The organism is Lyngbya sp. PCC 8106, from assembly GCF_000169095.1.
In the GTDB taxonomy this organism is placed as follows: domain Bacteria; phylum Cyanobacteriota; class Cyanobacteriia; order Cyanobacteriales; family Microcoleaceae; genus Capilliphycus.
In genome coordinates, this window is record NZ_AAVU01000032.1 from 60,008 (window position 1) to 83,280 (window position 23,273).

At 41.4% G+C, this 23,273-nt stretch carries 25 protein-coding genes, 4 pseudogenes and 1 CRISPR repeat array; of the genes and pseudogenes, 16 read left to right on the forward strand and 13 right to left on the reverse strand.

Annotation, left to right across the window (positions count from 1 at the left end; all coding sequences use genetic code 11):
* Position 1: 1 nt before the first annotated feature.
* The 5 genes from cbiQ to L8106_RS19725 all read right to left on the reverse strand — a co-directional run bounded on the left by cbiQ (position 2) and on the right by L8106_RS19725 (position 3,573).
* The gene (gene cbiQ, locus L8106_RS19705) at positions 2-766 is read right to left on the reverse strand and encodes a cobalt ECF transporter T component CbiQ (protein WP_009786181.1); all 765 of its coding nucleotides are present in this window, start codon (positions 764-766) and stop codon (positions 2-4) included.
* Positions 767-774: 8 nt separating this feature from the next.
* Positions 775-1,419, reverse strand: a complete 645-nt coding sequence (cbiM, locus tag L8106_RS19710; RefSeq protein ID WP_009786182.1) for a cobalt transporter CbiM — start codon at positions 1,417-1,419, stop codon at positions 775-777.
* A gap of 40 nt (positions 1,420-1,459) precedes the next feature.
* Entirely contained in the window at positions 1,460-2,023 is a 564-nt protein-coding gene (locus L8106_RS19715) for a carboxypeptidase-like regulatory domain-containing protein (RefSeq protein ID WP_009786183.1), read from the reverse strand.
* Positions 2,024-2,135: 112 nt separating this feature from the next.
* Positions 2,136-3,011 carry a hypothetical protein gene (locus tag L8106_RS19720; protein ID WP_009786184.1) on the reverse strand — a complete coding sequence of 292 codons (876 nt, stop codon included), beginning with the start codon at positions 3,009-3,011 and terminating at the stop codon, positions 2,136-2,138.
* Positions 3,012-3,360: 349 nt separating this feature from the next.
* Complete coding sequence (locus L8106_RS19725; RefSeq protein WP_009786185.1) at positions 3,361-3,573, reverse strand: high light inducible protein; 213 nt, start codon at positions 3,571-3,573, stop codon at positions 3,361-3,363.
* A gap of 200 nt (positions 3,574-3,773) precedes the next feature.
* Here L8106_RS19725 and L8106_RS19730 point away from each other — a divergent pair, with 200 nt between their 5' ends.
* The gene (locus L8106_RS19730) at positions 3,774-4,397 is read left to right on the forward strand and encodes a hypothetical protein (protein ID WP_009786186.1); all 624 of its coding nucleotides are present in this window, start codon (positions 3,774-3,776) and stop codon (positions 4,395-4,397) included.
* Between the two features lie 366 nt (positions 4,398-4,763).
* Positions 4,764-6,551, forward strand: a complete 1,788-nt coding sequence (locus L8106_RS19735) for an iron uptake porin (protein ID WP_009786187.1) — start codon at positions 4,764-4,766, stop codon at positions 6,549-6,551.
* 70 nt (positions 6,552-6,621) lie between these two features.
* On the opposite strand, the gene L8106_RS19740 is transcribed toward L8106_RS19735, so the two are convergent.
* The gene (locus L8106_RS19740; RefSeq protein ID WP_009786188.1) at positions 6,622-6,822 is read right to left on the reverse strand and encodes a LuxR C-terminal-related transcriptional regulator; all 201 of its coding nucleotides are present in this window, start codon (positions 6,820-6,822) and stop codon (positions 6,622-6,624) included.
* Positions 6,823-7,304: 482 nt separating this feature from the next.
* Between L8106_RS19740 and L8106_RS19745 the strand changes: the two genes are divergently transcribed.
* Genes L8106_RS19745 through L8106_RS19755 form a run of 3 tightly spaced genes read left to right on the forward strand, consistent with a single transcriptional unit; the run spans position 7,305 to position 10,069 of the window.
* Entirely contained in the window at positions 7,305-7,538 is a 234-nt protein-coding gene (locus L8106_RS19745; protein WP_009786189.1) for a hypothetical protein, read from the forward strand.
* A complete protein-coding gene (locus L8106_RS19750; RefSeq protein WP_009786190.1) occupies positions 7,535-8,764 on the forward strand; it encodes an RNA-guided endonuclease TnpB family protein in 1,230 nt (409 codons plus the stop codon). The genes L8106_RS19745 and L8106_RS19750 overlap by 4 nt, the downstream gene beginning before the upstream one ends.
* A gap of 51 nt (positions 8,765-8,815) precedes the next feature.
* Positions 8,816-10,069 carry a PQQ-dependent sugar dehydrogenase gene (locus tag L8106_RS19755; RefSeq protein ID WP_009786191.1) on the forward strand — a complete coding sequence of 418 codons (1,254 nt, stop codon included), beginning with the start codon at positions 8,816-8,818 and terminating at the stop codon, positions 10,067-10,069.
* A 220-nt stretch (positions 10,070-10,289) separates the two neighbouring features.
* On the opposite strand, the pseudogene L8106_RS19760 reads toward L8106_RS19755, so the two are convergent.
* Positions 10,290-11,105 (reverse strand): annotated as a pseudogene (locus tag L8106_RS19760) (RNA-guided endonuclease InsQ/TnpB family protein); the annotation flags it as partial.
* Positions 11,106-11,789: 684 nt separating this feature from the next.
* Between L8106_RS19760 and L8106_RS19770 the strand changes: the two are divergent.
* Positions 11,790-12,713 carry an RNA-guided endonuclease TnpB family protein gene (locus L8106_RS19770; protein WP_009785295.1) on the forward strand — a complete coding sequence of 308 codons (924 nt, stop codon included), beginning with the start codon at positions 11,790-11,792 and terminating at the stop codon, positions 12,711-12,713.
* Positions 12,714-12,717: 4 nt separating this feature from the next.
* Positions 12,718-12,897: a zinc ribbon domain-containing protein gene (locus L8106_RS34565; protein WP_369749116.1), complete on the forward strand. Its 180-nt coding sequence runs from the start codon at positions 12,718-12,720 to the stop codon at positions 12,895-12,897.
* A gap of 129 nt (positions 12,898-13,026) precedes the next feature.
* On the opposite strand, the gene L8106_RS19775 is transcribed toward L8106_RS34565, so the two are convergent.
* From L8106_RS19775 to L8106_RS19785, 3 genes and pseudogenes are all read right to left on the reverse strand, one after another.
* Positions 13,027-13,737, reverse strand: a complete 711-nt coding sequence (locus L8106_RS19775; RefSeq protein ID WP_009786194.1) for a glycosyltransferase family 25 protein — start codon at positions 13,735-13,737, stop codon at positions 13,027-13,029.
* Positions 13,738-13,875: 138 nt separating this feature from the next.
* Positions 13,876-14,409: a hypothetical protein gene (locus tag L8106_RS19780; protein ID WP_009786195.1), complete on the reverse strand. Its 534-nt coding sequence runs from the start codon at positions 14,407-14,409 to the stop codon at positions 13,876-13,878.
* Positions 14,406-14,663: pseudogene (locus tag L8106_RS19785) on the reverse strand (TRAM domain-containing protein); the annotation flags it as partial. The gene L8106_RS19780 and the pseudogene L8106_RS19785, both read right to left, overlap by 4 nt.
* A 16-nt stretch (positions 14,664-14,679) precedes the next feature.
* Between L8106_RS19785 and L8106_RS30840 the strand changes: the two are divergent.
* From L8106_RS30840 to L8106_RS19800, 4 genes and pseudogenes are all read left to right on the forward strand, one after another.
* Positions 14,680-14,853, forward strand: a pseudogene (locus L8106_RS30840) (Uma2 family endonuclease); the annotation flags it as partial.
* 316 nt (positions 14,854-15,169) lie between these two features.
* Complete coding sequence (locus L8106_RS19790) at positions 15,170-15,688, forward strand: hypothetical protein (protein WP_009786198.1); 519 nt, start codon at positions 15,170-15,172, stop codon at positions 15,686-15,688.
* 178 nt (positions 15,689-15,866) lie between these two features.
* Positions 15,867-16,544: a CRISPR system precrRNA processing endoribonuclease RAMP protein Cas6 gene (gene cas6, locus L8106_RS19795; protein ID WP_009786199.1), complete on the forward strand. Its 678-nt coding sequence runs from the start codon at positions 15,867-15,869 to the stop codon at positions 16,542-16,544.
* Positions 16,545-16,598: 54 nt separating this feature from the next.
* Positions 16,599-16,907, forward strand: coding sequence for a hypothetical protein (locus tag L8106_RS19800; protein ID WP_009786200.1), 309 nt, complete (start codon positions 16,599-16,601; stop codon positions 16,905-16,907).
* A gap of 58 nt (positions 16,908-16,965) precedes the next feature.
* Here the strand turns inward: L8106_RS19800 and L8106_RS33815 are convergent.
* Together L8106_RS33815 and L8106_RS33820 are read right to left on the reverse strand one after the other, a co-directional pair.
* Positions 16,966-17,304 (reverse strand): annotated as a pseudogene (locus tag L8106_RS33815) (Uma2 family endonuclease); the annotation flags it as partial.
* A gap of 12 nt (positions 17,305-17,316) precedes the next feature.
* On the reverse strand, positions 17,317-17,592 hold the full coding sequence (locus L8106_RS33820) for a Uma2 family endonuclease (protein WP_009786202.1): 276 nt from the start codon (positions 17,590-17,592) through the stop codon (positions 17,317-17,319).
* 156 nt (positions 17,593-17,748) lie between these two features.
* Between L8106_RS33820 and L8106_RS19810 the strand changes: the two genes are divergently transcribed.
* The 5 genes from L8106_RS19810 to cas2 all read left to right on the forward strand — a co-directional run bounded on the left by L8106_RS19810 (position 17,749) and on the right by cas2 (position 21,317).
* Entirely contained in the window at positions 17,749-18,078 is a 330-nt protein-coding gene (locus L8106_RS19810) for a DEAD/DEAH box helicase family protein (protein WP_009786203.1), read from the forward strand.
* Positions 18,079-18,087: 9 nt separating this feature from the next.
* Positions 18,088-20,439 carry a CRISPR-associated helicase Cas3' gene (cas3, locus tag L8106_RS19815; protein ID WP_255348897.1) on the forward strand — a complete coding sequence of 784 codons (2,352 nt, stop codon included), beginning with the start codon at positions 18,088-18,090 and terminating at the stop codon, positions 20,437-20,439.
* Between the two features lie 265 nt (positions 20,440-20,704).
* A complete protein-coding gene (locus tag L8106_RS32405) occupies positions 20,705-20,848 on the forward strand; it encodes a hypothetical protein (protein WP_156803753.1) in 144 nt (47 codons plus the stop codon).
* A 27-nt stretch (positions 20,849-20,875) separates the two neighbouring features.
* Positions 20,876-21,031, forward strand: a complete 156-nt coding sequence (locus tag L8106_RS32410; RefSeq protein WP_009786205.1) for a hypothetical protein — start codon at positions 20,876-20,878, stop codon at positions 21,029-21,031.
* A gap of 61 nt (positions 21,032-21,092) precedes the next feature.
* Positions 21,093-21,317: a CRISPR-associated endonuclease Cas2 gene (gene cas2 / locus L8106_RS19820; RefSeq protein ID WP_232228535.1), complete on the forward strand. Its 225-nt coding sequence runs from the start codon at positions 21,093-21,095 to the stop codon at positions 21,315-21,317.
* A 219-nt stretch (positions 21,318-21,536) separates the two neighbouring features.
* Positions 21,537-22,399: direct repeats of the CRISPR family, unit length 37 nt; unit sequence CTTTCCAACATTAAATTCCCCGCAAGGGGACTGAAAC.
* A gap of 550 nt (positions 22,400-22,949) precedes the next feature.
* Here the strand turns inward: cas2 and L8106_RS19830 are convergent.
* A complete protein-coding gene (locus L8106_RS19830) occupies positions 22,950-23,267 on the reverse strand; it encodes an RNA-binding protein (RefSeq protein ID WP_009786209.1) in 318 nt (105 codons plus the stop codon).
* Positions 23,268-23,273: the final 6 nt, after the last annotated feature.

Here is a 23,273-nt window from a genome sequence, read left to right on the forward strand (position 1 = left end):
CTTACAATAAAAACTCTAATCCAATCAGTCCAGCACCTATTGCTAATGTCATGATTAATGCGATCATACTGTAAACATCTATGGAACGTTTTGATTGGGGAGATTTCATCGAAGTACCATAGCCCCGCAGTTGCATCGCTTTATAAATCTCCTGAGATTGTTGATAGCTACGAACTAGCAAACTTCCAGCTAAAGCGGCATAAACTTGTAAATTTCGCCAACTGAATTGAGTCGGTTTAAAGCCTCGTAGTCGGGTAGAACGTTGCATGGTATTGAGTTGATAAGCCAGTTCAAATAAATAGCGATAGGATAATAACATCATATCGGCTAAAATAGGAGATAAGCCGAGCGATCGCATTGCTTTAATCAAGTTTAAAAAAGAACTTGTCCCAAACAGAACTAAACCCGTGATAAAAATCGCCAGAAACCGACAAACAATTAAGACAACGGCTAAAAGTCCCTCTTGTCGTAATGTAACGATTCCCCATTGCCAGATCACCGTTTCACCCGAAAAAAAGGGTAAGATAGCGACAACTGTAAACAGAAAAATCCCCGGATAGCGTAACCGAATCAGTAAAAAAGAGAGCGGCAATCGTGACAAAAGATATAAAATAATAGTGAGGGTAGAGATCACTGGAAGTAAACGCAAATCCTCAACGGTGGCAAATGCAAACATTAAACTAAATAATCCGATCAGTTTATACTGCGGATTCCAACGATGAATCGGTGATTTGAGGTGTGCATACTCATCCAGTGCAAATCTCATGCTTTATCCTAACTGGGTAAAAGTTCGGGTTTAACCCGTTGTAAAAAACTAACGACCATCGATGTAAAAATTCCCTCGATTGCCATTAATGGAATATGAGCCAACATTAACATCACAATTGCAGTTTGTTCAGTTTGAGCATCAAAACCTGAAGGAATATTTGTAATCGTTAGTCCAAAAAATAATAAAGCAGCAATTCCTAACCCTATTGCTCCTGCCAAAAATCCGAAAACATTGAGAGAAATATGGGGTTTAAGTCGGTGTCCAATGCTATGACGGAATTGAAAAATTTGAGCCGCAATAATCGCCGGAATACCCATAATAACAGCATTAATTCCTAATGTTGTCAGCCCTCCATGTCCAAACATAACGGCTTGAAATAATAAACCAATTAAGATAGCTGGAAACGCATAACAGCCTAATACAGCGCCTAACAAACCATTCAGAACAAAATGAACACTCGCTGGAGGAATGGGAATGTGAATACTAGAGGAGACAAAAAATGCAGCCGTTAATAAAGCAGCTTTTGGGACTCCATCAGTCGGATTCTTTTGTTTATTAATCTGTTTGAGAGAATACCACGTCGCTAAACCTGCGATCGCATATCCTCCAATACAGACTTGAGCCGGGAGAATTCCCTCTGAAATGTGCATGAGATTACACTGGTAATTGATTCAACACTGGAATTCTGATTTAACCTTCTGACTCTTGTTGTCTAACCTTTTGGGGATCTTGAATTGATGAATTATTGAAGTTAAACTTAGAGAAAAATAAAGCTGTTCCTACACATCCCCAGAGAACTGACGCCATCATTAACCCCTTTTGAATCGGACTTAACCCTTGACTAGCTTGTGAATAAAAAGAACTCTGATTGTTTGGATTTTCTGGGGGTTCAGATGTCGAAACTGGATCATTATTGGCTGCTGTTCCTAACGGAATACTGACGATCCCTCCATGTCCAGCTCGTCGCACTTTTACTTCCCAATACCCAGTTTTTGACGGATCAGGTGTGAACACAAAATTACCTTGATCATCGGTTGTTCCCTGTTTCCAAGGTGTTGTCGGGTCATTCGGTGAATAAACCGTCACTTGAGCATTTTCTAAAGGCGTACCCGTGTCATATTTGGCATTAATCTCAATAGCTTGACTGGCACTATGTTCAATTTGAACGCCATGAGCAAAGGCTTTTTCCGACAACCCTAAACTTGAACCTAAACTTGAAAATAGCACTAACCCGACAATGAATTGACCTTTCATCTTTACTCTCTCCTACGTCTTGTTTTCTCAATGTGCTTAGACTTGCATATTTGTTTGTTGCGACTGTTCAATCTCAACTCCTCAATTTCTTTCAGTTTTTAACTCACGCTTCTCAATTCTTTTGAGCCGTAAGTTGGGTTTCTTTGCAGTGACCTTCGCCAACGTGACCCAAACTCGGGAAGATTGCCATTAAAGTCTGATATTCTTCTGAAGAAAGTCGTTGTTCTAAGGTGGCTAAATCAGCCTCTAATGAACCCCCTTGAGCCGCTTTTGCTAAGGGATCAAACCCTAACGCCCCGGTGTTAATCTCATCCTCTGGTGCTGCTTCTCCATCTCCAAATAAATGATCAAAGTGGAAAGTCGCTTCTAATTGTGCCGTTTCTCCCGGTTGCAGAATGCCTTTACGCTCATCTCCGACAAAATCTCCACAAACAAAAGCTAATTCTTGGTCAAATTTCAGGTTAAAAGGAACGGTTTGTCCATCCTTGGTAGCAGTGCCTTGCATTACAATCATATAACCTTCGGCTGGCCCTTGTTCGGCTTTAGCCATCTTCCAAGATAGAGCATTATATCGGCCAGGAGGGGCAGGAACTTCGTTAACGAGAATGGTTTCCGCATCCTCTCCACCTTCAGCTAAGTCAACGGTTTTCTCAACGACTAAACTAATGGTTTGCTTGGCTTGAGGGTCGCCGCCCGCTTCTGCGTCGTAAGGGGTAAAGGTTTCATAAGCTGTAGCGTTGGAAAAATTCACGTAGATATGATCAAAATTGACTTGCCAACCGTCTTTGGTGACAAAGCCTTGACGAACAAAATCTTCTCCGTTGGCTCGGAATTGCATTGTACCCACTTCGCCTGTCGGAGGCAAAGCTTCCGGAGCCGATCCGATTTGAGATTGTTCAGCTTCTGGAGTTTGTGTTTGAGAACAACCCCAAAGGACTGCTGATCCTAAAAGTATGAGACTTCCAAAGGTTACTAACTGTTTTTTCATCCCTGATGCCAGATTACGAACGTTCTAAAGTATAGGAAACAAGTTTAGGTAAAACTTGACAATCCCCTCTGGGGGCATTTTCAAGAATTATTGACTAAAACTCTTGAATATTTTAAACATTAATATCAAGAATTGCCACTCAAAGGATTTTTTCATAAAAATAACTCAGAAATTTACTTTTTTCTGAGTACAAGTTAAAATAAACTCTATTTTTTAATCAGCTACTGCTACTTTTTGATCCTAAATATCTATTCTGAATAGCTTTGAGTCTCTTTGACTCTCTCTATAAACAGAAGTCAAGAGGCAAGATATCCCCGCCTCTCAAATTTCAGTTCAACTTGGAAAATGTTTACAGGCTTGTTAACCAACTTAAAATTCCTTGTCCAGTCACTGCTTCTAAACCGATTAAGGAGACAAACCCAATCATTGCTAAACGTCCATTCAGCTTCTCGGCGTACTGAGTGAAGCCTGTGCTGGGGGTGTCATCAACATACATTTTCGGTTCAACTGCAAAATTATTCAGACGACCACCTTCTTCGACGCTATAACCACGAGCTGTCATATCTTTACTCCTAAAATTTTTTTATCTGTATCTAAATGTAACACAATGTTAACTTTTGTGCTATTTTTTGTCAAAAATATTTTTTTGTGGTAAGTTTAAGTGTTGACTTCATCTATACAATTCAACAACAAATGTCCTGAAAGTGGAGTTATCCTAGAAATAGAATTAATATTTTCAGTTCAGTTAACTCAAGTCGCACAATGAACACGAACCAACCAGGGCATTGTTCTCTCAACCCTAATTCAGCGTTAAAAGAGGAAGAAGAATCCCTCGAATCTAAAGCCTCTCCCACAATTATTACCCTAGCTGTTGTGTTGCTGATGAGTGCATCGACAACATTATCAATAGTTTCTGGAAACTATTCTTCCCCGAAGCTAGAAGATCTCGAAACATTTTCTCTCTCTAAAGATCCTGCTAAACCGAATGTAAAAACACCTTCTTCAGCCCGGGTAGATACACCTGAAAAAATTACGGATTCTGCTCGGGTAGATACACCTGAAAAAATTACGGATTCTGCTCAGTTAAATCGTTTAGAACAGCAGCTCTTTCAAACTCTTGATCAAGCCTGGACAATTCCAGTCACGCCAACTTCGATTTATGTTGTTCGGGTCTCGGAAAGTGGAGCAATCACAGCTTACACCCCGATTAACAGTATTGCCCAAGATAATCTTCAGAATACACCGCTTCCAGAATTAATTCAACCCAAGAGTCAGCAGAAGTCAGAAAATTCTCAGGTTAAATTTGCTGAATTTCAAGTTATTTTCACCCAGACGGGGATACTCGAAGTTCAACCGAATAACCTCCAACGAGATCAAGATTTTTAATAAAATTAATTTTTAGAGTCTTAAGACTTTCTTGAAAAGCCTTTGCAAGTGATCATATCAAGCAAGACTAAGGCTTTTATTTTCTTTTGGTAAAAACAAACGATTTCAGGTTAAAAAAATCAATCTCATTTAAACTGGAATTTCTACAATTCATCCCAGAATAATGACCTCGAAAGATATTACTGGACTTGAATTTTGATCAGTTTTCAGTAAAATCCTCCCCACCCCCATTGTAAAAAGTTGGATTCTCACCTAGACTCTCAAGAGTTAATTGCAATAAGCAGACAACTAACTCTCGGTCAAAATTGACAATACACCTCTCTCAGAGGGTTAGAGGTCACTTTGTATTACTGGTGTGAGGAAATAATGTCAAAACGGGTGTATAAAGCTCTAGTATTGACTCAGAGCGTTTTAATAGTCGGTTCAGTCGGAACGTATTCAGCGATCGCCGTTGAGTTAAAATCCGATCAAGAGATGCTCTCAGATGCTTCCAAGGACACAATAAAAAAACTTGATTTTGCAATAAACTATCAACTACCAGATTTAGATCAATCTTTTGCTCAAGTTCCGGTTAATCCTCACAATGGTTTTGGAGTCGTTCAACCCGACTCAGTGGATAGAGACTCGCAAACCCAACTCAATCAATACTTTCAAGAAGGGCGAAATTCCCGCAAAAAACAGCAAGTGACATCCGTTTCCCAACTGTCTGATGTTCAACCGACAGACTGGGCATTTCAAGCGTTACAATCCTTAGTTGAGCGCTATGGTTGTATCGCCGGATATCCCGATGGCACCTACAAAGGAAACCGAGCTTTAACCCGTTATGAATTCGCCGCAGGGATTAACGCTTGTTTAGAACGAATTAATGAGTTAATTAGCGCCTCGACCACCGATTTAGTCACCCGAGAAGACTTAGCAAAATTGCAACGGTTAATGGAAGAATTTGCGGCGGAACTGGCAACAATTCGCGGCCGAGTAACGGTACTAGAAGCGCGTGCGGCAGAACTCGAAGCCAATCAATTTTCAACAACCACAAAACTTGCAGGTGAAGTGATTTTTTGGATCTCCGATACATTTGGCGATCGCGCTCAGTATACCATAGCAGGCGGGCCGAATGTTGAAGATAGCGATGATCCGACACAAGCCTTTTTTGGATATCGAGTACGTTTAGATTTTGAAACCAGTTTTACAGGCGAAGATTTACTACTAACCCGGCTACAAGCGTCTGATGTTAATGATTTAACTTCACCCGGACTCACGAATACTTTGATGACGATTCCAAGTGTAGATGATGGAGTTAGCGAAGGGTTTGAACTGGATGATTTATTTTATGTATTTCCCGTTTTAGGAGGAAAAGGAGAAGTTTATTTTGGAGCAAAAAGTCTCGACTTAGATGATGTTCAAGATCCCCTGAGTCCTATCTCTGAGGAAACAACAGGGGTTATTTCGGCTTTTGCTCGTTATAATCCGACAACTTTTAGAGGGCCACAAGGAACGGGAGCTGCTTTAAAATATGCGTTTAATGATCAGTTCAAATTAAATATTAGTTATCTAGCCAATGATGCCGCTAATCCGTCAGAAGGATTTGGTTTATTTAACGGGGCTTTTAGTGCAAGCGCTCAATTCATTTATCAGCCCAGTGATAATTTAGCTTTTGCTGTTGATTACAACCGTAGATACTTTAACCCTGATGAAGTTTTTGTTGGGGGTGGAACAGGGAGTTTTATCGCTAATAAACCTTTTGGAGATAGTGCGACAACAAGCGATAACTTAGGCTTTCAGTTTAACTGGCGATTGTTTAAAAACTTTGAATTTGGGGGGTGGTTTGGTTCGACTTGGGCGGATCAAAAACAAGGCGGAGATGATCGTGCGACTGTGATCAATTGGGCGACAACGCTAGCATTTCCTGACTTATTAAAAGAGGGAGATATGCTCGGGGTTGTAGTGGGAATGCCCCCAAAAATGATTTATCACAGTATTGATGATCTCGAAGAAGATGATGATACTTCAATTCACATTGAGACATTTTATCGGTTTCAAATCAATGAATATATTGGCATTACACCCGGATTTTATCTGATCACTGATCCCGAGCATGATAGTCGCAATGACACCATTTTTGTCGGAGTATTGCGAACCTTGTTTCAGTTTTAAAGCTTGAATTCAGCATAATTTTAGGGGTGTAAATGCTACACCCCGACAACTGAGTTTGAAAATAATCTTTCTAGCAATTTTCGGAGTAAAAAGGTCTACGCATCTCTTGCTTGTTGAGAATTCTCAATCTCAAGTTTTTGTGCAAAGCTCCCACACGTTGGAGAGAGATACCTAGTTTTTCGGCAATTTCTTTGTGCTTCAGCCCTTGCTGTAAAAGATCATAAACCTCTTGTTCTCTAGGGGTGAGTTCAATTCTACGATGTCCTTGCATAATACTTTTTCCACTCGATGTTACTATTTTTACAGGTTTTCTAAGCTGACGGCTACCGGGAAAATACTGAATTTTGAAAGTCTTTTTAGCACATACTAAAACTTAGAAATTTTCGGGGGTAAAAACTTCCAACATTGGAAAGGTGAAAAGGCATAAAGCCATTTTCAGGAAAAACCGGGTTTCTATTCGCGGATGGACATCAGGCGAAACTCCAATCACCTAAATGGGTGAAGTCACGCACTGAAGGGCAAGCCATACTAAAGATAGAGAAAAAACATCACCCTTTCGACTGCCCCAACTCTCCCTACAAAGTTGGGGTAAACGACTGTTAAACGCAAAACGCCGAAAATTGTTGAAAGCTGTAGAAAAACGCTATAATTTGAAGTGGTCACTGTTTTAGGAATGTTGGCGAATGAACGAGGACGCAGTAAAGGTCATCAAAGTGACGAGAACTGAGTTCGAGTTGAGTGACGGGAGGATATATGAACATCCACTCCCGTTTGACCCGCTTTAACTACAACTTTATTGATTGTTTCTTCAGTAGTTATGGAGTTCAGATAGAGTTAATCGAAGAAGTCTTACCGAAATCTTATGAAGCTGAATTAGTTGAGGATATTGTGTCCCTAATGGCTTCGTTTTCGGCAAAGATTTATGGGAGACGAAGCAGCCAACGACCTAAGGAGCATTTGCGTGTAGTGGGAGGGGACAGCGAATGAGAGTCGTTGAGCGTCATATTATTAAATCCAGCAATAAATACTGGAAGGAAATAGACGAGTTAGCATTCAAGTCGAAGAACTTGTATAACCTAGCTAACTATTATTGTCGCCAACGATTCTTTGAGACAGGTAAATCATTGTCGCTTACCGACCTTTACCATGCAAGCAAGAGCAGTGAGGCTTATAGAGCCTTGCCTACAAAGGTTTCTAAACAAATCATCAAACGAGTCACGTCTACTTGGCGAGGGTATTTTCAAAGCCATAAAGAGTGGCGAAAGCACCCTAACAAGTTTTTTGCAGAACCGAAAATCCCCAAGTATAAGGATAAGCAAAAAGGTCGTAACGTTGTAATCTACTCTAACGAATCAGTCTACAAACCTGCTCTAAAAAATGGTATTTGTCACCTGTCGATGTCTAACATTAAGATCCCGACAAAGGTTGAGAAAGTTGTTGAAGTTAGAATAGTCCCGGCAACCTGTTGTTATTTGATTGAGATTGTGTACGAACGACCAGAAGAACAATCAGTAAACTCTGATTATGTTGCTGGTATTGACTTAGGAATTGACCGACTAATTGCTCTATCAACAAATAAGCCAGGTGTTAGACCTTTGCTTATAAACGGGAAACCAATAAAAAGCGTCAATCAGCATTACAACAAACTCAAGGCCAAGTATCAAAGTTACCTGACCGGAGCGCGAAGAACAAGCAATAAGATTGAATCCTTGACCTATTATCGCCATCGATTTGTAGACAATTATCTGCACCAGACCAGTCGAATCGTTGTGAACTACTTGGTTGAACACAATATAAAAACACTGGTGATTGGCAAGAATGATAATTGGAAACAGAAGGTCAATATAGGCAAGCGAAACAATCAACAATTCACTCAGATTCCTCACTCAAAATTGGTTCAACAACTGACTTATAAATGCCAGCTAGTAGAGGTTAAAGTGATTGAAACTGAGGAAAGCTACACCAGCAAGACTTCTGCACTGGACTTAGAAGAACCTTGCAAGCAACAAGCCTATAAAGGCAAGCGAGTTAAGCGAGGTCTGTTCAAGTCAAGTTGCGGTAAAGTCATCAATGCCGATATAAATGGGAGCCTCCAGATCATTAGAAAGTATTTTCCAGAGGCGTTCACCGTCGAGGAAATAGTGAGTTGTGCCGTACAGCCATTACTGGTCAATCCAGTAAGAAGAACTAAACAATTGTTTTCTACAGTTTAGTTTGTACGGTTTTTTCTTAAAATTGTTAACTGTAGCGAGTGTTAGGGTTGAATGGCAGTTATGATCTATCTGAACCTCCTGAGAAAAGGCGCAGGAATGGCAGTTGCAGTCTTTTTGACGAGTTGTTCGTTCACACCAACCTCATCGGATACCTCAACCTCGACTCAAACCCCAAGTCAAGCCATAGAGACATCCTCTTCGACAGACTCAACAGAAACGACTGATGATGTGGCGATCGCATCCCAAGACTTTCAAAAAGTAACCGTGATAGAAGGCTTAGAACACCCTTGGAGTATGGCTTGGTTGCCCAATGGCGATCAACTGATTACCGAACGGCCTGGACGCCTACGAATTGTTCGCAATGGCACCCTTGACCCCACACCGATCTCCGGGGTTCCTGAAGTGTTCACCTTCAAACAGGGCGGCTTATTGGATGTTTCTCTGCATCCTCGCTTTGCGGAAAATCGTTTGATTTATCTGACTTATTCTCACGGCACCCGAGATGCCAACCGTACCCGTATCGCCCGTGCAACCTTTGACGGTGAAGCGTTACAGAATTTACAGGTGATTTTCGAGGTTTCCCAAACCAAACCCGATGGACAACACTTTGGTTCTCGTATTACTTGGCTACCGGATAATACCATGTTGGTGGCGATTGGCGATGGCGGCAACCCACCTGTTGAACTCGAAGGCGATCTGATCCGTGAACAAGCCCAAAACCTCAGCAGTCATCTCGGTAAAATTATCCGACTGAATGATGATGGTTCGGCCCCCCAAGATAATCCCTTTGTGAATACTGAAAATGCTGCTCCGGTGGTGTGGAGTTACGGACATCGCAATATTCAGGGACTCGCTTTTGACTCCGAAACGGGGCGAGTTTGGTCAACCGAACATGGGGCGCGTGGCGGTGATGAACTCAATTTGCTCAAAGCGGGTGAAAACTACGGCTGGCCTGTTGTGACGCATAGCGGCGAATACAGTGGAGGAGAAATTACTCAAGAACGATCTCGTCGAGGGATGATTGATCCAAAAGTCGTCTGGACTCCCGCAAAAGCGCCTTCGGGTTTGACGGTTTATAGGGGCGATCGCTTTCCATCCTGGAAAGGAAACTTATTTGCAGGGGGTTTAGTTTCCCAAGATGTTCGCCGTATTGAGGTCGATGAGTCGGGAAATGTGGTCAGTCAGCAAGCCATTGATATGGGTCAACGAGTTCGAGATGTTAAACAAGGGCCGGACGGACTATTATATATTCTCACAGATGAATCCAACGGGCAACTGATTCGGATTGAACCCGTTTCGGGATAAATACACCCTGACGAATATCTTCCCCTAAATGAATTGACACTCCCGGTCGTAAACAACGGGGATTCTTCGTTCTACGACTCGACTTGCTGAGAAAGGATTCCTCCTATCACAGTAGAGGTTGAATCTCAGTCGCGCGTTCGGATCTAAGATCCAAGTTCCGGTATGCACGCGCCGTACTCAAGGTCGGGAATCGACTTGCCCGCACGCACTTGAGGTCACCTCAAGTGAACGGGCAAGCAGAATTTAGAATATTAATTGCGGCGTTATGATCTCTATCTAGCTCACATCCACATCGACAAACGTGAGTTCGAGTTGATAGAGATTTTTTAACGATTGTTCCACAACTTGAGCAATTTTGAGAAGTATAAGCAGGATGGACGGCAACCGTTACCCTACCAAATTTATTCCCAAAATACTCCAACCATTTTCTAAATTGATACCAACCCGCATCATTAATTGACTTGGCAAGACAATGGTTTTTTACTAAGTTCTTAATCCTTAAATCGACCTAGGCGACCAAATCTAAGAATTGGATTACGCAACGCGCTATTTTCTTGGCGTGTTCTTCACGTTGCCTACTTATTTTAAGGTGTGCTTTACCGAGTCGTTTAATGGCTTTTAATCGGTTGGCACTACCTTTTTTCTTGCGAGAAACACGTCGTTGATAAAAACTTAATCGTTTCTCACTTTTTCTGTATAAACGGGGATTGGGTTCAGTATTGTTATTGCTATCAGTGTAGAACTCTTTCAAGCCCACATCTAATCCAACTGTATTACCAGTGGGTTTTGTCTCTACCTTCACATCAACTTGGATGCAAAATTGAACATAATAACCATCTGCCCTTCTAACCAGTCTGACCCGTTTAATCTGTTCGACAGGATAGAATGCTAAGTCCCAAGTTCCGACAAGCTTGAGTTTTCCAATCCCCTTTTTATCGGTGAACTCGATCTGCTTAGGATCTAGAAGCCTCCAGCCTGATGTCTTATATTCGACAGAGCGAGAATACTTTTTGAACTTAGGATATCCTATCCCCCCTTTGATTTCCCCTTTATTAAGAAGGGCTGTTTCATTCTCAGTCATCCGTTCACCGCCTCTGAATTGGCGGTGCTTGCGGATGACTCGCTTCCCGAGTTAAAAATTGCCGGGGGTGATGGGGTGACGGGGGTGGTGGGGTGACGGGGGTGATGGGGTGACGGGGTGACGGGGGTGATGGGGTGACGGGGGTGATGGGGAGAGGTATTTTTTCAACATGAAAAATAGCTTTTTATTAATAAAAATCCTCCCAACCTCCCAACCTCCCGCGCACGGGTTCGCCACTCCCCTCAACGCGGGGAACCCGCGCACGGGGGTGGACTCACTACCTCCCCACCTCCCAACAAATCAAGCTTTAGGGCAACGCGCACAGCCCTGGGGTGACGGGGTGATGGGGAGAGGTATTTTTTCAACATGAAAAATAGCTTTTTATTAATAAAAATCCTCCCAACCTCCCAACCTCCCAACCTCCCAACCTCCCCACCTCCCCACCTCCCTACCTCCCTACCTCATTAAAACGGCAACCGATGGGTCTTACAACTCAAAAGAAACCGGATGTTCTGATGATAACAGACAACTAGACTAGGAGCCGTGTGCTGTGAAAGTAGCAAGCACGGTTTTGAATGGGAGTCGGAGGTTGTAAAGCCCCCCTCGACCCCTAATACGATTTCTCAGGTAATACCACCCATGAAACGTACCGTTTCCATCCCTGTCGATTTACCCCATAAGAGGTTTTTACCCCTTATGGGGTTTTGTGCTGACATCTTTAATCAACACGTTGACTGGGCATTGAAAGAACGGACGTATAACAAAAACAAGGCTCACAAAGCTTTGTACGCCAAAGCCAGATTGCAGCACCCAAATGTGCCGTCTGCACTACTGCAAACGGTTCGAGATAGCGCGATGGAGGCAGTTAAAGCTACAAAATTCAAGCGGCATCCCAGAAAAAAACCGACATCAGGATTGCGTTACGACAAGCGCACGATGACGCTAAGAGGACATCAATTAACCCTTAGTTGTATTGGCAAACGTGAAAAACTCATCTTGAATGTGCCGGAATATTTCCAAGAAGTCTTTGAAACTTGGGAGTTTCGTGCGGCTACACTAACTTACTCAAAACATAATAAACAGTTTTGGGTGAGACTGGTTTTTGAGACAGAAACACCGACTCAATTAGAAGGGGGAATTCAAGGAATTGACCGTGGGCTATATCATCAAGCTGTTACCAGTAACGGGCAATTCTTTAGTTCATCCAGGATCAGGGCAGTACAAAGGCGTTACCTATACAATCGTCGTCAACTCCAGCAAAAAGGCACTCGCAGTGCCAAGCGTCGCCTAAAAACGATGTCTGGATGCGATTATCGGTTCATGCGGGACACAAATCATTGTGTAAGTAAGAAGCTGGCCAACCAACCAGGAATAGCAGCTTTTGTACTAGAAGATTTGTCGAGTATTCGCACTCGAAGACGCGGCAAAAAAATGAACAAATGGTTGGGAAGTTGGGCGTTTTACCAACAAGAACAATTTCTGACTTACAAGGCAGAAGCTTTGGGTAAAAAAGTAGTTTACCAAGACCCTCGTTACACAAGAGCAAAAATGCAATATTTGTAAACATATTCGGCGAACAAATCGCCACAAATCCAGGTTCTATTGCAAAAATTGTGGGCATCAAACACACGCGGATCTTAACGCTGCTTTGAATATTAGAGATGACTATATTCTCTCCTCTACCCACGCTCCGGAGGAGCAGGGGTCAGTCAATACCCCGTATGTTTCAGGAAATTATGTTTCCTAGTTACAAGCCGCATCCCCTTGTGGGTGTGGTAGTTGACTTGTGAACACTTCAATGCTGTTGATTCTTCACGGGGGTTCAGCAATGACACAGAAGATCGCTCACGAATGATTTAGGATTGCTATAGACAAGTTACTTGCTAGCTAATTGATTTTTAATCGTTCTCAATAACCCCATAAAAGGCCTGATAAAAGTGATACTATCTAAGCGATTTGTGGTTAGATCGCTGCGGGAACTCTGCTGCATTCCTAAAGTGGGAGAAGCAACCCAGGTGAGAACATCTGGGTTTTTCCGTCGAAAGGTTGAAAGCGCTCCGTCGATAAACATTGGACCGCCGTCAGGATGTCCGGCTGGTCGTTGAAGTAATCCTTCTAAAAACTCAATTAGTGAGTCAAATATTACTGCATTTACTCCATAAAAATGAGTCGTTTCGATAGGGCCAGAATAAGGAATCAGTTTGACGGTATCCGTCGCCTCCAATTTTAATCGATGCCCAAAATAAACTAATCCCCAATTACTTTGGGATAATTGATCGATCAGTGCGTCTTGGTGAGGTTTGAATTGTCGGGAAAAGCAGAGATCGTCTTCCAGAATCAAAATATTGGGTAAGTTGTCTTCTTTGGCTTTTTTCAGGATGGCCAAATGACTCAAAAAACATCCTTTAATTCCTATGTTTTTAAACTCTCCCGGATCGTCGGGACGAATCCCCGGAAAAAATTCCACCTGATCGGGAGCGAGGGGACTGTCTGGTTTTTCTAATTCTCGGATAATCATCCGGCGTCGATCTGTTCTTTCGGGCAGATTGATCACGTAAGCTCGTGGACAATATTCGATGAGTTTCATCGCCTAAATCCTTGTTCAAGAAAGTATGTTAGAATTATATTCTAAAGTATAGAGAATTGGGTAAAAACGCGATTTCAACAAATAACCCTCTCTTGGTAGGAGAGGGGACGGGGGTGAGGTTTCTATTTTGATCAACTTTTAACCTTGATTAAACGCTTTCACTGAAATCGGTTTAACAAAACGACTATTCGCCCGTACAAAACAATGACTAGGACCGTTTTCTCCGGCGAGATTTTCTACATAAATCCAAGGGTTTTGTTGGGTATCATAAACCACCCCAAATCCGGCTGGGCCGAGGTTGATTTCAAAGTCTTGTCCTTGCTTTAATTTGCCGACAACCGGCCAGTTTTGAATATCAAATTTGACCGAATTTCGCGGATCGATGAGTTCTTCGTAGCTGAGATCAAGACCGTGACAATTTAACCCATTCGAGTCAGCATTAACCGCTTCCCAAGTGGTCTGAGATGAACGACGATAATCGCCATTTTCCAGGGGTTTAGGTAAATTTGGCTCGGCATTTTGAGTCACAACAGGGGTTTTGGTGGGATTTTGTTTAAAGGCTAAAGATGTACTTTCACAAGCCACCGTCCCCATCCAAATTACACCTAAAATTAACAACGCGCTTAACTTGCGAACGGTGCCAGGATTTGCTTTAATAATGTTAGTAATCATCGGCTTACACATAACTCAACGGCTTCTCCGGTGAGGCTAAAAGGCCGCACTTCGGTTACTTTTACCTTCACGACTTTCCCCTTCAATTCCGCGAGATTTCCGGTAAAGAAAGTTAAACGGTTTCCCCGTGTACGCCCCATCACCTGAGACGGATCTCTGGGGTTTTCCCCTTCGACTAAGACTTCTTCAAACCGTCCGAAATAGCGTGGCGATCGCTCTGCGGCTTTCACCCCGACTAAATGATTTAATCGTTGTCAACGATCCGAATATAGCGTGGCGGGAATTCCTGAATATTGGATTTTTGATCCGACCCAACAAAAAGTAGTAATACTAAATCTAGTAGAGGGATTGTATGAACAGGTAGAATTAAAAGAAAATGACAGAATTGATTCTCAAATCTTTCCCGAATTGGCGTTAACTGTTGAACAGGTTTTACAAGCTTAATAGAAGCCGAGTGCTACCTAAATAAAACTTCTTATCCCTACTGAAAATATATGAGCCAACCACCTAAAAAAATAGATCAAAGCCCTAAATCAAACCGTACTGGACAATCGAATGATCAAGGATATAATCGTCAGCATCAGTGTAATGCTGAGTTGACCTTCATCAAATCAACTGACTGGTATTGAGGATACTAGCAAGTTACCCGATAAATTTGATGAAATTCAGAAACTTTTACCCCAGTGAGATAAACAATGAGCTAATGGAAATTATTTAAACTTAAATTTGGACGCAACCCGGTTCATTTTGGTGAATTGGGATGGAAGAAACAAGCGATCGCGTTCATTCAGACACTCTATTTAGTGCTTGGATCAGTGCTTATGCTCGGTTGTTCGGCAAAGATGCTGTTGAGGAATTATTAGAACAGTTTCAACCAGATGTCGAACCATTATTTCGCTTAAGTTCTACTTTTATCTATAGGCAAATTCAGTCAAAAACGATCTACTATTTGCCTCGTCCGATTCAACGTCCAATCAACTATCCAGATGATGATTTAGAATTTTCTAAAGAGTACAAAAAACTCAATTATTTACCTTTGGAAGTTTGGCAACCTTGGTATCAAGGGGAGGGGTGGATAAAAAGTGACGAAGATGAGTTAATCGCTAAAGCTAAAGTAAAAAAGGGAGACAAAATAGATGGAGAAGAGGAAAATTACAAGACTTTATTAATACCATTGAAAATAGAGATTAAATTGCTGATCTTCTCCGACAAACTTTTGGTGAGAGTTGGCAAACTGCTACGGATTCAGAAGGAAATTCTATTTTTCCCGATCATTTAGTTGATGCCAAGTGGACAACTCAAAAAATAACAGATTTACGTCCGATGATTCGTAATGGGTTCGGACAGCTTTTATTCCCGGTTCATCAATTAAAGGCGCAATTAGAACAGCGATCGCTTATTATTTAGTCAAACACGCCGAACAATATCAAGTTTCTCAATCTCAATATCTTAGTGAGATGGGAGGTGAGAACATTTCAACAACAACTTATTCAGGAATTTTAGGACGGTGTTTCGCATCTGGTGACTTTTTAAGCTTTCAATCTCAAGACTTGTATCAACTCACATTATGTGAACTACAACAGAACACAGCTAAAGCAATTCAGTCTCTAGATTTAGGTTTATCTTTAGATTTTTTGGGCGCAAAGTTTGATATAATTAATCGAGAAGATGAGCTGACCAGCTATGAACAGTTATATACAACGTTGGTCGCTAATGAACCTGAACCGATGCGAGAATTTAAACTAAAATTTAGCACACCAACAGCTTTTGCACAGGGGAAATTACAGTTACCTTTACCCGTTCCTGGTTTGATGTTTCGGAGTTGGTTGCTATCTTGGAATGAGTTTGCACCTGTATATTTAGGCGGAGGTGAACTGATTGGATATTTAGTCGAAGCAGTTGTACTCAAACGTCATCGCATTCAAACATTACCGTTTAGAGTTAATAAAGGAATAGTGAATGGTTTTGTCGGAGAGGTGACATTACAAGCCTTGTATAAAACAGATTCATTGTTAGTTAATGTGGCAAATTTGTTAGTGAATTATTCTCAGTTTGCAGGAACAGGAATCAAGACTCGTTTAGGTATGGGTCAGACACGATTAAACACTTATTCGGAATTATCAGGGTTGTCCTGAGTCTCTTGATTTGTCAGAAGTTGAGAGAATTCTTGGTGAAAGGTAAAATTATGAGTGATTCAAGTGCAAGGGGAAAGACAAGGGCATCATCGTCCGAAAAGTTGGAAAAAAGTTGAAAAAATCCTGCAAGATTTACCCTGGGTTGATTTAGTTCGTTTTGATGGTCAGGCTTTTTCTGCGCCTAAAAATGGGGTTAAAGGCTCACCACGAGATTTAGATGATGGTCGTAAAGTGCTTTGGCTTCATCTCCATGATAGTGATCAAGTCCATATTGCTGTCTCAATTGAAACCACCGGACAGACACCGGAACATTTACAAGTTGCAGCGACTCAATTGCGTGAACGGCTAGGTCGTATTTTCTAGACAATGCAGAATGCGATCGCAAGGAGAAAACAAATCAAACGAGAGGAAATCGCATCTTTTAAACTTGCTCTCGTACCCACTGACGCACAGCCCGACGTAGCGCTCGGCGACCTTCCAACCGATAGGATTCTATTAACTCAGGGAGTTGACGAATGGATAACAGGGGAAATATTGAACTCCGTTCAACTTCATTATACTGCCCCGATTCTAGTTGATAAATCTGCAATTTTCCCCGTTCATAACACCAAATTTCAGGAATACCCAAACGAGCATAAATGGGGAAGCGATTCAGCGATTTACTGGTTAGATCGATTTCTAGTGCTAAGTCAGGAGGTGGGTCTTGATTGAGGTCAAACTGCAACTTCCCACGCACTAAAGATTCATTTTGAAAATAGAAACAATTATCAGGTTATAAGCCTGCTAGACCTGCTTCTCGTTTCCATGTTGTTGAACCATAACTTTCATAATTGATGTCTAGTTCTTCTGCTATATCTTTGATGACATCACCAATAGATTCTCTGTAATATTCGTGTTCAGGTAAAGGAGTCATAATTTCTAAAGTTCCGTTATTATAAGCAACTCTGGCTGCACGGCTATCTCCTAGATCAATCAGTAAATTTTCAAACTGTTGCCAACTGATATTATATAAAACAACACGATCAGCACGCTGCTTTGTGAATTGCATAAATCCTCCAAAAAACAAGAGTTAAATTAATATAGCGTTTCTCAAGCTGATGAGGTACGGTTTGGGAATCAAAGTTCCCCTTTAAAATGGGGATTTAGGGGGATTGTTCGTATCTCACTGGATCGATAACCGCTATAGCATTATTGTAGTGTCACCATGAATATTAATCAACAATTTCATTCACTAACCAACTTCTCACCTCGTCATTTTCAACGAGAAACAATTTCTAAAATTATCAACGATAAAAATGTGATTCTTCGCGCACCAACGGGGTCGGGTAAAACGGAAACCGCGATCGCACCTTTTCTATTTGCTAAAACGTTTAACCTCGATTTTCCCAATAAGTTAATTTATATTGTTCCTTTACGAACCTTAGCGAATAGTTTACGCTTAAGAGTTGAAAAGTTAGTTAAAAAATACCCAACTTCTCGTCCTTTAACTGTTACACTTCAAACGGGAGAAAACCCAGAAGATCCGAGATTTTAAGGGGATATTATATTCTGTACAATTGACCAAATGTTAAGTAGTTTTCTGAATATTCCCTTTTCAGTCGGGCGAGGATCAGCGAATGTGAATGCGGGTTCTATTTTTGCATCTTATTTGGTTTTTGATGAACTGCATTTATTTGATCCAGATCGCGCCTTTACTACCGCAATAAAAGTTCTACAACAAGTTCAAGGAATTTCTCCTTTTTTGTTGATGACGGCGACGCTAACGGATGAACTAGCTATCCAAATTCAGCAGGAAATAAAAGCTGTAAAAACTGAAATTGTTAAAGTTGGAGATGAAGATTTAGCACAAATTGAAAACAACCGTTGTCGAACCTTTCAAGCTGTTTATGAACCCTTAACGGCGGATGTTATTTATAATGATATTCAAAAACATAACCGTAAACGGGTAATTATTATTTGTAATACGGTATCTCAATCGCAGGGTATTTTTAAGGATTTAGAAGATCTCAACGAAAATAATCAGTTTAAAATTACTTTATTGCATTCTCGATTTATCGCACGCGATCGCACGTTCAAAGAACAACGAATTCAAGGAAACGAAGAACAGAGAATTCAAGGAATATTTGCTGAAAATTGGGAGGATGATGGTTATTGTCACATTTTAGTTTCAACTCAAGTGATTGAAGCGGGAATTAATATTACTTGTGAAGTCATGCACTCTCAACTTTGTCCAATGAATTCTCTATTGCAACGAGTGGGAAGATGTGCTAGATTTGCAGGTGAACAAGGGGAAGTTTATATTTATCAAACGATTTTAACTCAAGTCGATGAAGATGAATGGGATGTGAAAAATAATGACGATTATCCTAAACGAAACAAAAGAAAATATCTACCCTACTCAGAAGAAATATGTGAACAAACCTGGGAAATATTAATCAATCATACGAACTCTGAACAACATCACAAAAATATCAATTTTAGAATCGAAGAAGATTGGATTAATCAAATACATACAACTGAAAATATTTTACAAGCTGAACAGCGACAAAATCAAAAAGATGAATTTGAACGAAACTGGGAGGCTGCTATTTTTAGAGGGGATAAATCTGTTGCATCTGAACTGATTCGTTTTATTGATAGTCGCAGTGTATTTTTATGGGAAGAAAAACCCGTAATTGTTGGAGGTGAAGATTCTGAAGAAAATACGATTGATGTGAGTCAGTTAGAGGCTTTTTCAATCCCTATCGGAACATTATGCAAAGTGTTTAACGAGACTCAAGAAGAAGCTTATCGTCTTTGGGGTTGTGCGTTTCATCGAGTAGAACCTCCTCAAAAAGGGAAAGAAGAAACTTATACTCAAGATTCACATTCTCCTATTGGTTCGATTTCTGTTTTGAGAACGAGTGCTAGAATTTTACTCAATACTAACTATGTGTATTACGATCGCAATATTGGTTTGGTCATTGGAAAAGATATTGATCGCTTTGAATTTGAACCCTCAGAAAGCGAGTTAAATCAATCTCAAAAAAAGCGACAAGTTTTGAAAACTGAATATCAATATAAAATGGATACTTATGTGGGTCATTTTGGTTGTATGTGGACCTGTTGGCAACCGTTTAAAACTGAAATTTTGAAGAATGGTAGATTAACGGAGGTTGAATTTTCTAGTGTTATAAATGAACTTTTTAAAACAGGCGGAAAGTTTATTCAAAGTCGGATTTTTCCAAATACTTCTACAGAATACAGTGAGGCTTTATTTGAAATTTTAGTATTTTTGGCAATTTTAACCCATGATTTAGGGAAACTTCAGCAAAAATGGCAAGAGGTGATGAGAGGTTGGCAAACTCTCGCTTATCAACAATTTCAAGGTAAAAATCCCAAACAGTTTTTAATTGCACATACAGATTATAATCCGACAATTCCTGAACAAAAAGCTGCCCTAAAAATTTACGAAAAAGGTCAAAAGCGACCGCCTCACGCGAGAGAAAGTGCCTATTTATCTCAGGAGATTTTAGAGGGATGTTTAATTCCGATTTTAGAAGATTATTTTCAGGCGGATGAGGAACAAATGGAGAATATTTTCTGGGTGATTTTAATGGCTACGGGGCGCCATCATTCGGCTTGGACGCAGGGTTGGAAAACGTCTAATTTAACTCGAAAAAACAGAATTAAACTTCATCCTCAAGCCAAAAATGCGATCGCCGAAAGTTGGCGTCAGTTGGGGCGGTTTCTCCCGAATACCCTACCCCTCAACCCCACGAATCTCTGTCAAACTTGCTACAACCTCCACGAACTCCCGTTGGATGTATTTAAGCATGACCAGACGGAATATCAACAACTGTATACTCTCGTTGTACGGGCGTTGCGCTTGTGTGATCAGCGTTCGGTACAGTAAATCCGGTTTGGAAGACCCCGTTTCCATGTAGTTGTAGAATAGAGTCATCAATTCAACCGCAAGGATACAGCCCAAATTTCAAAAAACGGCTTTTAAATCTTGCATCTATGTATCATTAAAAGGCGAAACAAAATATCGAATAAATGTTTCGTTGAGTTTCTTCAGGGGTGTTCAAAGGCTTGTTGTGTGAGTCCAACTCAACATAAGCATTGTAAAAAAAGATTAGGTTGAAAAGATAACTTTTCGAGAACAATAGAGGAAAAAAATGCACCCAGTCCTTCTAATTTTTGTGTTTTTACTGTTTTTGATTTGGGGAACAAACCCACCTCCACCGCCTCCACCTCCGGGGCCACGATGGAGACCTGTAAGGCGCTGGACAGGTGCGATTACCGAAGAAGTAGCGGAGTAAATACTTGAAATTCAGGGAAAGTATCTAATGGTTAGATCCTTGTTTGTACCCAAACAGTTTGGTACTTCTGCCGATACCTTTTTAATGTTGGGATTAGCACAACTAACCGAAGCGGTATTAATAAACATTAATTCTAAGACTGAAATTTTGCTAAAAGATGCGGGAACACATTATCAGTTATAGTTAAAAGATGCCGCAAACTTAGAGGCAATTTCTCAACTTTATTACAGCGATCCCTTTCCGATTGTCTTCGGAAAAAAAACGGATATTAGTAAGTTTATGGACTCAATACAGTGTATTCGAGTGTTTTCTGACCAGTAAACAGTTTGTGATGCTTCAACACAAAGTTGAACGTTTGGTTAAAAAGGAAGATTCGGTTAGGATTTATGTGTTGGATGCTGGGGCGGTGAAGAAAACGATCGCTTACGGCTCCGAAAAGCCTAGACAAGATGAGACGATTATTCTATGATGTATTCATAGCAAAAATTTGGCAAAGCCAAGCGGAGGCGAAAACCCTGGGAGGTTTGCCAAAAATGCCAGAACCTCGACAAATGAATAGTTTCACAGTTTCGGTTGTTGGGTTTTGATGCCGGAGTCGGAATCTTTCGAGGGCTGAAATGAATCTCTTTTTGAGGTTTGCCAATTTCGGCTTCAGAATGACCACCCAGACTCACTTTCAGTCGGCGGACTTTCCAACATTAAATTCCCCGCAAGGGGACTGAAACCAACACATAACAACGGAAGCATCTCAATCTCAGGATCTTTCCAACATTAAATTCCCCGCAAGGGGACTGAAACATTTCAAGTTGATTCTTTAGTTCTAAACGATCAACTATCAAACTTTCCAACATTAAATTCCCCGCAAGGGGACTGAAACACTGATCGAACTGTTCCGGTGTTCGATTGTTCGCTTTCCAACATTAAATTCCCCGCAAGGGGACTGAAACATTAGCTAGCTGTGGTTAGTGTTGCTTTTTGGTCTTTCCAACATTAAATTCCCCGCAAGGGGACTGAAACAAGTCTACCTTTGATTGTACGGGAAACCCCTGCCTTCTTTCCAACATTAAATTCCCCGCAAGGGGACTGAAACATTTCTCTATAAAAACCAACTGAGGCAACTAATGAAACTTTCCAACATTAAATTCCCCGCAAGGGGACTGAAACCTGATAGACAGAAAGATAATGATCATTAAGTAACGCTTTCCAACATTAAATTCCCCGCAAGGGGACTGAAACTTCGTCAAATGCGATCGCAAGGACACCAAGTTACTCCCCCATCTTTCCAACATTAAATTCCCCGCAAGGGGACTGAAACGTTTTCGCCATCGAATGAGATATAAAGCCCTGCCTGTTGGCGATCGCCGCTTTCCAACATTAAATTCCCCGCAAGGGGACTGAAACCATTAGTAGCTATCGGAAGAAACGAACGGAGACGGCCTTTCCAACATTAAACTCCCCGCAAGGGAACTGAAACTATAAATTCGTTCATATCGAAATAATTTTGAACAATTAAACTTTCCAACATTAAACTCCCCGCAAGGGGACTGAAACATTTTTGGTTAATCAAGGTTTAGACCTCGACCCAAAAAAAATCTCCCCGACAGATCGGAGAGAACAATTCTTGACATCCTCCCAACGCCAACATTCTTTATGGCGTGGGATTCCCAAATATCGCTATTTAGGTTTCTGCTTCTTCCCGAGCGGGGCGAGCGCACCTGCCCTCCGAGAGTTATTCTCTTCAGGTCTTAAAGTCGCTCCACAGACTATCCCCGCAAGTCCTGCGGTTAGAGATGTGTCGAAATCCAAACTGGAATTCTCTTTAACTGTTGATTCAAGGGATGTTTATGCCCATTGCCCTGTCATCTTTCCCCGGTCTACCAATTTGTCTGCGCCGCCAGTGTACTGGACGCGCGCACGCTCATGGCTGTCTGAATCCATTGTCTCGGGTGGGTCGACCACTTGTATTGTACCAGAAATCCCTGTGCGGCATTCCTCCCAACTCCAACGTCCCTATCGTCGTGGGTCTCCTGCCGCCGGAAGATGATAATTATTAGTTTAGGGGGCTACGGTTAAGCCAAAAATTTCCTAAACTTGCTGCAACTTAATAGCCGCCGCTACCGAAACGATTTCTGCGATCGCCTCGACCGCCTCGACCACCTGAAGATCCTCCTCGGTTTTCCCGAGGCTTGGCTTTGTTGACTTTCAGATCTCGTCCCATCCATTCGGCTCCGTCAAGAGCTTCAATAGCGGCTTCTTCTTCAGAGTCGCTATCCATTTCTACAAATGCGAAACCCCGAGGACGACCAGTTTCTCGGTCAGTGGGGATTTGAACGCGGCGGACAGTGCCGTATTCAGCAAAAACAGACTTTAAATCTTCCTCCGAGACATCGTAGGATAGATTTCCAATATAGACAGACATGAATGA

Coding starts and splice junctions, on each gene's coding strand:
- L8106_RS19770 (WP_009785295.1), top strand. CDS start 11,790: ATGAAACGTACCGTTTCCATCCCTGTCGATTTACCCCATAAGAGGTTT.
- L8106_RS19780 (WP_009786195.1), bottom strand. CDS start 14,409: ATGATTACTAACATTATTAAAGCAAATCCTGGCACCGTTCGCAAGTTA.
- L8106_RS19730 (WP_009786186.1), top strand. CDS start 3,774: ATGAACACGAACCAACCAGGGCATTGTTCTCTCAACCCTAATTCAGCG.
- L8106_RS19725 (WP_009786185.1), bottom strand. CDS start 3,573: ATGACAGCTCGTGGTTATAGCGTCGAAGAAGGTGGTCGTCTGAATAAT.
- L8106_RS19810 (WP_009786203.1), top strand. CDS start 17,749: ATGAATATTAATCAACAATTTCATTCACTAACCAACTTCTCACCTCGT.
- L8106_RS19735 (WP_009786187.1), top strand. CDS start 4,764: ATGTCAAAACGGGTGTATAAAGCTCTAGTATTGACTCAGAGCGTTTTA.
- cbiQ (WP_009786181.1), bottom strand. CDS start 766: ATGAGATTTGCACTGGATGAGTATGCACACCTCAAATCACCGATTCAT.
- L8106_RS19715 (WP_009786183.1), bottom strand. CDS start 2,023: ATGAAAGGTCAATTCATTGTCGGGTTAGTGCTATTTTCAAGTTTAGGT.
- L8106_RS32410 (WP_009786205.1), top strand. CDS start 20,876: ATGGTTAGATCCTTGTTTGTACCCAAACAGTTTGGTACTTCTGCCGAT.
- L8106_RS33820 (WP_009786202.1), bottom strand. CDS start 17,592: ATGCAATTCACAAAGCAGCGTGCTGATCGTGTTGTTTTATATAATATC.
- L8106_RS32405 (WP_156803753.1), top strand. CDS start 20,705: ATGCACCCAGTCCTTCTAATTTTTGTGTTTTTACTGTTTTTGATTTGG.
- L8106_RS19745 (WP_009786189.1), top strand. CDS start 7,305: ATGAACATCCACTCCCGTTTGACCCGCTTTAACTACAACTTTATTGAT.
- L8106_RS19750 (WP_009786190.1), top strand. CDS start 7,535: ATGAGAGTCGTTGAGCGTCATATTATTAAATCCAGCAATAAATACTGG.
- L8106_RS19755 (WP_009786191.1), top strand. CDS start 8,816: ATGGCAGTTATGATCTATCTGAACCTCCTGAGAAAAGGCGCAGGAATG.
- cbiM (WP_009786182.1), bottom strand. CDS start 1,419: ATGCACATTTCAGAGGGAATTCTCCCGGCTCAAGTCTGTATTGGAGGA.
- L8106_RS19775 (WP_009786194.1), bottom strand. CDS start 13,737: ATGAAACTCATCGAATATTGTCCACGAGCTTACGTGATCAATCTGCCC.
- L8106_RS19830 (WP_009786209.1), bottom strand. CDS start 23,267: ATGTCTGTCTATATTGGAAATCTATCCTACGATGTCTCGGAGGAAGAT.
- cas6 (WP_009786199.1), top strand. CDS start 15,867: ATGGGAGGTGAGAACATTTCAACAACAACTTATTCAGGAATTTTAGGA.
- L8106_RS19790 (WP_009786198.1), top strand. CDS start 15,170: ATGGAAGAAACAAGCGATCGCGTTCATTCAGACACTCTATTTAGTGCT.
- L8106_RS19720 (WP_009786184.1), bottom strand. CDS start 3,011: ATGAAAAAACAGTTAGTAACCTTTGGAAGTCTCATACTTTTAGGATCA.
- L8106_RS19740 (WP_009786188.1), bottom strand. CDS start 6,822: ATGCAAGGACATCGTAGAATTGAACTCACCCCTAGAGAACAAGAGGTT.